At 68.4% G+C, this 10,128-nt stretch carries 11 protein-coding genes; 2 read left to right on the top strand and 9 right to left on the bottom strand.

Annotated elements, in window-relative coordinates; all coding sequences use genetic code 11:
* The 6 genes from U9978_RS16105 to U9978_RS16130 all read right to left on the bottom strand — a co-directional run.
* On the bottom strand, nucleotides 1-691 hold a 691-nt coding region (locus U9978_RS16105), incomplete at its 3' end, for an SDR family NAD(P)-dependent oxidoreductase (protein ID WP_322761953.1).
* A gap of 60 nt (nucleotides 692-751) precedes the next feature.
* On the bottom strand, nucleotides 752-1,636 hold the full coding sequence (locus tag U9978_RS16110; RefSeq protein ID WP_322761954.1) for a nuclear transport factor 2 family protein: 885 nt from the start codon (nucleotides 1,634-1,636) through the stop codon (nucleotides 752-754).
* Nucleotides 1,637-1,744: 108 nt separating this feature from the next.
* Entirely contained in the window at nucleotides 1,745-2,185 is a 441-nt protein-coding gene (locus U9978_RS16115; RefSeq protein WP_322761955.1) for a nuclear transport factor 2 family protein, read from the bottom strand.
* Between the two features lie 69 nt (nucleotides 2,186-2,254).
* Complete coding sequence (locus U9978_RS16120) at nucleotides 2,255-3,325, bottom strand: ABC transporter permease (RefSeq protein WP_322761956.1); 1,071 nt, start codon at nucleotides 3,323-3,325, stop codon at nucleotides 2,255-2,257.
* On the bottom strand, nucleotides 3,322-4,896 hold the full coding sequence (locus tag U9978_RS16125) for a sugar ABC transporter ATP-binding protein (RefSeq protein ID WP_322761957.1): 1,575 nt from the start codon (nucleotides 4,894-4,896) through the stop codon (nucleotides 3,322-3,324). The genes U9978_RS16120 and U9978_RS16125 overlap by 4 nt, the downstream gene beginning before the upstream one ends.
* On the bottom strand, nucleotides 4,878-5,861 hold the full coding sequence (locus tag U9978_RS16130) for a substrate-binding domain-containing protein (RefSeq protein WP_322761958.1): 984 nt from the start codon (nucleotides 5,859-5,861) through the stop codon (nucleotides 4,878-4,880). The genes U9978_RS16125 and U9978_RS16130 overlap by 19 nt, the downstream gene beginning before the upstream one ends.
* Here U9978_RS16130 and U9978_RS16135 point away from each other — a divergent pair.
* Nucleotides 5,854-6,066, top strand: a complete 213-nt coding sequence (locus U9978_RS16135) for a hypothetical protein (RefSeq protein ID WP_322761959.1) — start codon at nucleotides 5,854-5,856, stop codon at nucleotides 6,064-6,066. The genes U9978_RS16130 and U9978_RS16135 overlap by 8 nt on opposite strands.
* Nucleotides 6,067-6,691: 625 nt before the next feature.
* Nucleotides 6,692-7,348: a TetR/AcrR family transcriptional regulator gene (locus tag U9978_RS16140; protein ID WP_322761960.1), complete on the top strand. Its 657-nt coding sequence runs from the start codon at nucleotides 6,692-6,694 to the stop codon at nucleotides 7,346-7,348.
* A gap of 24 nt (nucleotides 7,349-7,372) precedes the next feature.
* On the opposite strand, the gene U9978_RS16145 is transcribed toward U9978_RS16140, so the two are convergent.
* Genes U9978_RS16145 through U9978_RS16155 form a run of 3 tightly spaced genes read right to left on the bottom strand, consistent with a single transcriptional unit; the run spans nucleotide 7,373 to nucleotide 9,805 of the window.
* Complete coding sequence (locus tag U9978_RS16145) at nucleotides 7,373-7,588, bottom strand: hypothetical protein (RefSeq protein WP_322761961.1); 216 nt, start codon at nucleotides 7,586-7,588, stop codon at nucleotides 7,373-7,375.
* A gap of 7 nt (nucleotides 7,589-7,595) precedes the next feature.
* Nucleotides 7,596-9,629 carry an HAD-IA family hydrolase gene (locus tag U9978_RS16150; RefSeq protein ID WP_322761962.1) on the bottom strand — a complete coding sequence of 678 codons (2,034 nt, stop codon included), beginning with the start codon at nucleotides 9,627-9,629 and terminating at the stop codon, nucleotides 7,596-7,598.
* Nucleotides 9,626-9,805 (bottom strand): hypothetical protein, encoded by a 180-nt coding sequence (locus U9978_RS16155; protein WP_322761963.1) that lies wholly within the window; start codon nucleotides 9,803-9,805, stop codon nucleotides 9,626-9,628. The genes U9978_RS16150 and U9978_RS16155 overlap by 4 nt, the downstream gene beginning before the upstream one ends.
* Nucleotides 9,806-10,128 lie beyond the last annotated feature (323 nt).

The following is a 10,128-nucleotide window of genomic DNA, read 5'->3' on the forward strand; positions in this document are numbered from 1 at the left end:
CGGTCGGGGTAATGCCCTGCTCACCAAGGAGGCGGGTGGAGCTGGCCGCGAACCGATCCGCGACAGCCCCGGTTGATTCGGGGACGTTCGCGGGCCGGTTCCGCTCGGCGCGGACGATATTGGTGTTGACAGCGCCGGGGCAGAGCACGCTCGCGTTCACACCCGTCCCCTCACATTCGACACGCAGGGTCTCGGTGATCGCGACTACGCCGAACTTGGCGACGTTGTACGGGCCGATGCCGGGGTTGGCCTGGAGTCCGGCGGTCGAGGCGGTGTTGATCACGTGTCCACGCCCCTGGCGCTTCATGAGCGGCACGAAGGCGCGGATGCCATAGATGACACTCCAGAGGTCCACGTCGACCACCCACCGCCACGTCGCGAGCGGGATCTCCTCGATCAGTCCGGCGGCGACGACGCCTGCATTGTTGTGCAGGACATCGACAGTGCCGTAGTGATCGACAGCCTGGTCGCGAAGGCCGGAGACGGACTCGGCGGATGAGACATCGGTGACGACGCCCAGGACATCATGCCCGTCACCGCGCAGTTCGGTTACAGCGTCATCGAGGGCGGCGGCCTCGATGTCTGCCAGCACGACACGCATGCCCTCCCGCGCGAACGCCGCAGCGACGGCTCGGCCGATGCCGCTGGCCGCACCGGTTACGACAGCGACTCCTCCGCTGAGCTGCTCCATCGTGTTGTCCTCCCATATTCGCGGCGGGTACGGGCTGGCTCGCCTGGACGCTTAGAGCGCTCAGTGATCGGCCGCTGGATCGCTGCGCGGCGGGACCAGCGCCTGGCCGTCCGCAGCAACACAGTCCCAGTCCAGGTAGAGACGGACGCTGTGGGCGGCGCCGTCGGCGTCGAGCGTGGCAACCAGCGTCCCCCTGGTCTGTGTCGTGGCATTGCCGAGAGTGAACAGCACCGCGACGACAGCCCCGTCCCCGATGACCCGGCTCACCTCGATCCGGCATCGGGAGAGGACGGCGGAGAACCGCTCGACGGCGTCCAGGACTGGCCCGCGCCCGCTGATCTCGGTATGACCGACGTGAGTGGCGACCGGGTCAGCGGACAGATAGCGGCTGGCGGCCGCGGCGGGGTCAGCGCTGAATGCGGCTGCCGCCTCACTGACCAGACGGTGATACCAGTCTGTGCCGCCACGCCATCGGCGGTCGTCGGGTGGAACGGTTCCCCGGCTGGCCGTCGAGTCGGCGCGCCGGTGGGCCCAGTCGAACCACCCGACCTCGTCGACGACCTGACGGACTGCCTGTCCGGCGGCCGGCTCGCCGACCCGCCACCACAGGGCTGCCTGAGCGTACTCGCCGGTCGTCGGGCTTACCACGGTTGTCTCCAGGAACGCCTCCGGCTGATCCACGAGGACGCGGACGAGCTCGTGGCGGTGTTCGGGGACCATCGTGGCGAGCCGTTCCTCGAGCCGGTGGAGCATGTCGATGCCGTCGACCACGGTGGTCCTCGCCATCGACTCCATGTGGATCGACGGGGCGTAGATCTCGTCGGCCATCTGGTGGGGATCGACCGCCCACAAGTCGGCGAAGCGGATCGCCAGACTCAGGATCTCGGCCCGCTCCCGCCCGGGGTCCGCCCGTTCGCCGGGGATCGGCGCCGTTGCGCCGCTCATGTGCCCGCCTCGACGGCACGGGCCTGTCCAGCAGGCAGGAGCCAAGCGCCAAACCCCATCGGGGCCACCTCCAGCGGCTCGAGACGTCGAATAGCCATCCGCACCTCCTCAGAAATTTCCCGGCAGCGACGGGAGCGCGGTGAAGCTCCCGGCTGGCAGCCCGCCCCGGTAGGTGGCGGTGAAGCGGCGCTCGGCGAACAGCCAGGCACCCTCCTGCCGGGTGTAACGGTCCTGATAGCAGCCGATCACCAAGCCGTTGGCCCCGTCACGGCGGCCCACCTCGAACACCGTCCATGAACCCACAGCGCCGTCGCCCTCCTCGCGGGCGCGGCCGTGGCCCACCATCTGCAGCACCGATTCGAAGCTCGCCATGGCCGCCCGCCAGAACGCCACCACCTCGTCGCGGCCACGCAGCAGACGGTCCGGACCGAGCTGCCACGTGCACTCCTCCGCCCACGTTTCCTCCCAGGCGGCGGCGTCGTTCGCGTTGACGGCATCGGAGTAGCGGGCGACGACGTCAGCGATCGCGATGCGGTCCGCGGCATCCATGCTGCTCCCCTTCCTCGCGACCGGGAGGTCGCTGGCCACTACTGTCAGTGGCCAGCCAATGGATGATCATCATCCGTCACCAGTCCGGGACGGCACAAGTCCGGCGACGTCCTCGGTGCGGATCGGGGTGGGCTCTGCGACCTCGGGCAGAGGATCGTCGCTGCGCCCGAGGGCACGGCTCTGGACCAGCCGCTGGCGGTACATGGCGAAGGAGACGGCGCCGACCAGGGCTACCCCGTTGAACATTTCGGCGAGCCACTGCACCCCGGTGATGAGCTGCAGGCCCTTCACGCCGACCGCCAACACGTAGATGGCCAGCATCGTGCCCCACAGGTTGAAGCGGCCCGGCTTGATCTGGGTCGAGCCGAGGAAGACTGCGGCGAAGGCGGGCAGGAGCAGGCCGACGCCGAAGGTGAGTGACGGGCCTGTCTGCGACCCGTAGAACACGCCGGCGATGCCGCACACCGTGGCCGAGGCAATCATGGAGTACCACGTGTAGCGCCCCACGTTCACGCCGGCCAGGCGCGCCGCCTCCGGGTTGCCGCCGCTGGCGTAGAGGTACCGGCCGGCGGGAGTGTGCTCCAGCGCCCACCACACGATCAGGGCCAGGACGAGCAGGTACAGGACGATGATCTGGAACCCTGCCACGCTGAGCCGGGTGAGGTTCAGCCACGACGTCGTCGTCGGCGGAATGGGCTGGCTCTGCCCGGACACGATGTCCTGCACGGCGGTGATGATGCTTCCCATGCCGAGCGTGGCGATGAAGGAGTTGACCCGGAGGCGGACGATGACGAAGCCGTTGATGACGCCGATCACCACGCAGGCAGCAATGGCAACGGCGATGGCCGGCCACATGCCCCACCCTTGGCCGGTCTGCAGCCACACGCAGATGATGGTGGAGAAGTTGATCGTGGCTCCGACCGAGAGGTCGTAGGAACCTGCCGTGAGCGGGATGAGGACGGCGATCGCGAGCATTGCCGTGACGGCCTGCTGCGAGGCGACGGACTCGACTGTAGCCGCCGTCAGAAACAGGTGCGGCGTCCAGATCCCGAACACGATGACGAACAGGGCTAGCAGGTACAGCCCGCTGAAGCTGTTGAAGCCGAGGTTGATCCTCGGCACGGTAACTCGCGAGCTCATAAGCTGACGACCTCCTGCTCGCCGAGGCACGCGTGGGAGATGTTGGCAGTGGTGACGGACGACCGGTGAAGCTCGGCGACGACCCGACCGGTACGCAGCACCAGCACCCGGTGACAAAGGGCGACCAGTTCCTCAAGGTCGGAGGAGCTGACGAGGATGGCGGACCCGCCGGCGGCTGCGGCCAGGAGCTGGCGGTGCAGCTCGCCCTTGGCGCCTACGTCCACGCCCTGGGTCGGCTCGTCAAGCATGAATACCTTGGGGTGGAGCCGCAGCCACTTGGCGAACAACACCTTCTGCTGGTTGCCTCCGCTGAAGTTGGCCAGCGGTCGCTCCGTTGCCCCCGCGGGACGCACGCTCAGCCGCTCGAACCACTGGCGGGCCTCGGCTCGCTCAGCCCCGCGCCGCAGCGACAGGCCGCGCCAGAACTGCCGCAGGCCGGAAATGCTCACGTTCTCCCGGGCTGAGAGGTCCATCATCGCCCCGCTGACCTTGCGGTCGGGCGGCAGGTAGGCCAGGCCGGCGGCGATAGCGGCCCGCGGGTCGTATGGCGGCAGCGGGCGGCCGCTCGCCTCGACGATCCCGGCCAGGCGGGGCAGGGCGCCGAAGACCGTGCCCAGCAGGCTCTCGCGTCCCGACCCGGTGATCCCGGCGAAGCCGATGATCTCGCCCGGCCCGGCGTCGAAGGTCACGCCCCGCACCCCTGGGCCCCGCAGGCCCCGCACGCTGAGGGAGGGGACGACGCCGTCGGTGCCGCGCGGCTCGGGGGTGGGCAGCTCACCCAGCTCGTCACCCACCAGCAGGGTGATGAGCCGCCGCTTGTCAAGCGAGGACACGGGCACCGTTGTGACCAGGTGGCCGTCGCGCAGGACGGTGACGTTGTCGGCGACCTGGAAGATCTCGTCCAGCCGGTGGCTGACGTAGAGCACAGCTACGCCGTGCGCCGCGACCCGGCGCACCATGTCGAGCAACTGGTGCACCTCGTTCTCCGGAAGCGTCGCCGTCGGCTCGTCGAGAACGAGCAGCTTGACCTGGTGGTCGTCCTCACCCTCCAGCGCCCGGGCCACGGCGACGCCCGTGCGCTGGGCGAGCGACAGCGCGCCGACCGGTGTGCGGGGGTCGACCTGGACGCCGACGCGGCGGAGCAACGCCGTCGCCTGCCGCCGCGTGTCCGCTTCCCTGATCGTCCCGAACCTGCACGCGAACCCGCTGTTCAGGTACAGATTGTCGACCACGGACAGCTGCAGGACGAGCCCGAGGTCCTGGTGCACGAAGCGACAGCCCATCTCGTGAGCCGCCTGGGCGGACCCGAAGGGCAGTGCCAACCCGTCGATCTCGACCTCGCCGCCGGGGTCAGGGCGATGGTAACCGGCGAGAATCTTGATGACCGTCGACTTGCCCGAGCCGTTCTCGCCCACGAGGGCGTGCACCTCACCGGGCTCGATGTCCAGATCGAAGTCCGACAGGGCGACCGTCCCCGCGAAGGACTTGGTGAGGCCGCGAACCCGAAGGACGGGGCGAGGCGCCGTCGCCCCGTCCTCGTCCGGCGCCGGGCTCAGGCTCCCACGTGCCAAAGCTTCTCCATCTGTGCTGCGTAGTCTGCGGGCTCGTCGTAGGACTCGGACACGGTGAAGTTCGTGTCCTTCGCGAGCAACTGGATAGGCAGCAAGCCCTCGTTGGCAGGGATGGGCGTGCCCTCCAGGTGGCGCAGGACGGCGTCCAACATGGCCCACGCGCTGTAGTTGAGGGCTACGCCCGTGAAGGCCGTCACCGTCCCTGCCTTGATGTCGGTCTCGTTGGTGACGGCGGCCCCCGCGCCAATGATCTTGACGGTCAGGTGCGCCGCCGCGAGCGCCGCGGGGAGGCCGTCCACCCACGGCCCGTTGTCGGTGACCAGCCAGGTGACCTCCGGGTGGCGCTGCAGTGCTGAGACGATAGCCGCCGTCGAGCCGCCGCTCGTCACCTGACTGATGGTGCCCGTGAGCTGCGTGACCGAGCAGTCGGGACAGGACGCCTGCACCTTGGCCCGGAATGCCTGGTCGAAGGAGCCGAGGATCGGGAAGTCCGGCACCTGGAACTGGAGGATCTTGCCCTTCCCGTCAGAGTTGACGATGAAGTAGTCGGCCAGCGCCTCGGCGGTGTTCTGCACGCTCTCATCGTTGTTGATGTTGGCGATGATGGTGCTGGTGATCGCCAGTGGCCCGACATGGCCGACCACGATAGGCACGCCGGCCTTCTCGTAGGCAGGCACCTCCGACTGCCACGCGACCCCGGGGATGCCCGTCAGTCCCACGGCGACCGGGTTGTACTGCAGCGCCTGTTGCATACCCGAGATGAGCGTCGCCGGATTTGCCGACTTGTACGGGATCACCTTCAGGTCCCAGCCGATCGCGGTTGTCGCGGCGGCGAACGCCTTGGACAACTGCGTGCACTGCGCGACGTCGCACTGCAGGAACACGAAGGTCTTGCCCTTGGCCGGAGCCTGCTTGAGCGGCGTGGAGATCGGGATGGTGGTGGGTGCCTGCTTGTACTTGGCCACGACCGCGGACAGCGCAGCTAAGTCGGTTGCTGCCGCACTCGATGTGCTGGTGCCGGAGCTGGCGGTCGTGCCGCTGCCCGGTGAAGCCGAGTCGGTACCGCCGCAGGCCGCCAGGAACGTGGCGACGGCGAGAACCAGGGTGCCAGCGGTGGCTGCCCGTGACCACATGGACTTTTTCAGCATAACGATGGAGACTCCCATCTGAGGTAACAGCACGGCGCCAGCCGGCTGGCTGGCTGGCTGGCTAGGACATAATTGATCAGTCAGTTACTAGTGTGCTGACTACTGTCGAGAACGAAAATGAGGTACCGGTGCGTCGAGGTCGCCGGTCAGTCGCGGACAGTCTCCCCAGCTACCGGGAAAAGGGACGCCGTGGCATTCCAGGTGACGCTGGCCGCCCTCGCGCGGCAAGGCACGAGCGATGTCTCGCATCGCGCCGGTCTCCCAGGCGACCCTGCACCCGAGCGCTGCCATGTGCGCCTCCGTCCTCGGCAATCAGGCGTCAGTGTGACGCAGGCTACACAAGTAATCAACCAGTCAATTTAAACTCGTGATCGAAGCGCCCCGTCCGGCCCGGCTCGGAAGTCTGTCCTTGACTGGCGGCCGATGCTGGTAACATACTGACTGGTTACATTGCGAGGGGCTGAGGGCGCCGACTACCGGGCCAGGGGCTGTCCCGGGGCTGTCCCGCCGCCAACGCGCCGCTTGTCAGCCGGACGATGCGGGTCCGGGTCGCGCTGTTCGTCGTCCCGGCTGGGCGTGGTCGAAGTCCGGCAGAATCGGACTGTCGTCAGCGGGGCTCGGCGACCGACAGGAAGAGGGCTTGGAGTTTGCCAAGGTCCAAGGCGCCGAGACTGGGACGGCCGCCGGCATCCAACGCAGCTGAGACCCGCCAGCGGATCATCACGACGGCCGCGGAGATGTTCGCCATAAACGGCTACGGGAGGACGACCAACAAGGACGTGGCCATGCGGGCGGGCATCACCACGGGTGCGCTCTACTACTACTTCGACTCCAAACTGGCCATGTACCTGACCGTGTACTGGGAGCTGGCGGCGCTGGTCAACGAGCGCCTCAACAGCGCGATGCACGAGGAGAGCACCTTCGCCGGCAAGTTCCGGGCCGTTATGGAGGCCGTGTACCAGATGAATCGCGAGGATCCTTCTATTGCGCGGTTCCTCGGTACGGCGCGCGTCGACCGCATGCGCCATCAGGAACTGCGGTCGGCCATCCCGCACAGCCCAGGAGAGGGCGCCAACCTCGTAGCGCCGATGGTCGACGCCGGAATCGAGTTCGGCGAGATCGACCCGGAACGCCGCGAGGTCATCGAGGCGGTGATGCACACCATCTTCGTGGGCCTGACCGACGTCTCCGCGCAGATGGCGGATCCGCAGTACCACCGGCGGGCCATCGACGGGCTCGAGGCCCTCTTCGCCGGGGACCTCGTGCGCCATCCGCGCCGGGCGGCGCCTCGCCGGGCCGGGTGAGCGCGCCACCTCGGCCCGGCCGCGTCAGGACGCAGGCGGGGATTCCACCCGGTTGCTGGTGTACCGGGGTCCGCCGATCCAGACGCACAGCTGAGGGTCCGCATCGCGGAGTTCTCCGCCGACCCAGCGGCCGTCGACGCTGAAGTGGCCGACCCGGCCGTCCTTGGTGGTTACCCGCACCAGGTCGCCGTCGGGCTCATAGAGAGCACCCGTGAACGGGTGGTGGATGCCTTCGCTCACCTGCTCCTCACTCCCCGATCCACTCGGTCAACGTGCGGTGCAACCAGCGGACCTTGGACTCCTGATATTCACTCAACAGCACGCCAGACCGAAGCGTGGTCTCCAGCCCGAGCTGGACGTTGGCCATGTTGAACGTGTCCTGGTCGAACACCTTGCCGAGCGACGAGAGCCTCGGCTCTGCGCTCCATGGCTCGTCCGCGGCGAGCCAGCGCACGGGCGACGGACGCGGACGCTGTCCGCGAAAGGGTGACAGCAGCAGCACCTCCATGATGCAGCTGCGGTGGTCGTCGCCGTTGGGCCGGAAGCGGTAGACAATGCGGTTGAAAGCCCCCCAGGGATGGAAGTTGGGAAACACCGTGTAGTCAATGCTGTCCATCATCTCGGCGTCCGACATGCGGTCGACCTGGTCACCTGCGAGCGGGCGCCACCGCGTCCGGGCCAGCTCGGCGGCGACCGCCCGCATGCGCTCACCTGGCCGGAGGGTGATCGGGCTGGCCTCCCCGTCGCGGACGTCGAGCATCGAGCGCAGCATCTCCTCCTCGCTCGGGACCCAGGTCAGATGAGGGCTGGTAACACCGCCGGGGGTGATGGCCCGGGCGAAGTTGTCCCAGACGTCGACCTGTGTGAGCAGGTCGCCCTGCCAGGGGAGGATCTGCGGATGGGTGCCCGCGACGTGGTAGGCCTCGCAGAAGGCTTCCTGGGCGATCTTCCAGTTGGCCTGGATGACCTTGGCCACGTGCACCTCGACGTAGGCCGAGCCCAGGTCCCAGCCAGCGAAGTGGGCGATGATCCCGCCGAGAAACTCCGCCAGCGGTCCGGCGCCGGGGTCGGGGTTGATGAACACGAATCCCGCCCAGCTATCCACCCGGACCTGCGGGAGGGTGAGGTCACGGTCCGGCAGCTGGGGGAAGTCCCAGCCGGCCGGCACGTCGGCGAGGTTCCCGTCGAGTCGCCAGGCGAAGCCGTGGAAGGGGCAGCGCAAAAGGCCGTCGCAGTGGCCGTCGTAATCCCTGAGTCGCCTACCACGGTGCAGGCACGCGTTGACGTAGCCCCGGATGGTGCCGTCCGCCTGACGGACCAGCAGATACGAGCGGCCGGCAATGTCGTACACGACGACGTCGCCGGGCTCGGGGAGGTGCTCCTCCCGGCAGGCGAACTGCCACACCCTGGACCACAGCCGCTCTTTCTCACGTTCGTGATAGGCCCGCGAGGTGTAGCGCCGGACGGGGATGTCCTCTGTGTCGAGGCAGGAGTTGTGCTGCAGGCGGAGGACGGCGGGCACCTCATGGGTGTCCTCGTCGAGGAGGCGCTGGTACGGGCCCGACAGCGCCGCCACCTTCTGCTCGGCTTCCGCGAGGGCCTTGGTGGTCAGCGCCGGCGGAGACTCCAGAAGCCGGTCCAGCTGGCGGACGGCGGTGTCGGCATCCGCGACGTGGACCACGCTCCAGCCGGCGGCGGCCGCTGGCCGAAGGTTGTGAGCTAGATGGTCGAGGTAGCGGATCCGGTCGGGCGACGCCCCGAGGCGCTCGGCGACGAGCTCGTAGATGGCGGCGTCCGGCTTGCGCAGGCCGACCTCGCAGGAGTCCACGACAACGTCGAAGAGCCCGAAGTCGACCATCGCCTCCAGGCGCGCCCGCAACTCCTTGAAGCTGTTGATGAGCAGCGCCGTCCGGTAATCGGCGGCGCGCAGAGCCCCGATCCGGCCGACGACGGCGTCAACGGCGGTGACGCGCGCGTCCAGGATGAGGTCGAGCTCGTCGCCCTCCACGGCGATCCCGGCGGCGGCGGCGATCGGCGCGAGCATGGCAGGAAGGTCGGCGCAGGCGATCTCGCCCCGCTCGGCCCGGTGCCACGGGTGACCGGAGGACACCTCGCTCGGCCCGAGGATGACGTCACGGAGCACGCCCGGCTCGACGCCGTGCCGGGCCGCCACCGCGGCGATCGCGTGTACCACCGGGGTGACCAGCACCCCGCCGAAGTCGACCACCACGGCGTCGAAGCTGCGCCCGACGCGGATGGGGAGGCCGGCGAGCTCCGTCACGACAGGTCCTCGATCAAGGCGGCGGGAGTCCCGAGCGCGCTGCGGACTGCCGCATCCGCGCCGGCGTGGACGATACGGAAGCAGGACAGAACCCACTGGATGAGCACGACTCGTGGGACACGATCGTCTCGGTCCTGCGGATGCAGCAACTCGACGGTGCCAGCAATCAGGATCACAGCTCCCCTCTATGCACTTCTGTACGCTCCCCAATACTAATTGATCGAGCGATTGTTTACTAGGAGGCCGCTGAATAACGGCGTTCGATCCGCGAGCGGGCCGTCCGCGCCCGGCTGGCGAGGCGGCGGAGGCCCGGATAGTGGTGTTCTATCCGGGCCGACGACAACGAAGCCAGGCGGGATGCGGGGGGACGCGAGCCGGACAGACGTTGGTCAGCGGCCTCCTAGACGAGGCTGCGCCCCGGCGGTCACGGCTCGGGCGGCGCGCTGACCGCGACATGTTTCCGGGCTGGCTACGGTGCCGTTTGCTGCCTACGGTGCCG

This window comes from Protofrankia sp. Cr2 (assembly GCF_963555885.1).
GTDB lineage: Bacteria > Actinomycetota > Actinomycetes > Frankiales > Frankiaceae > Protofrankia.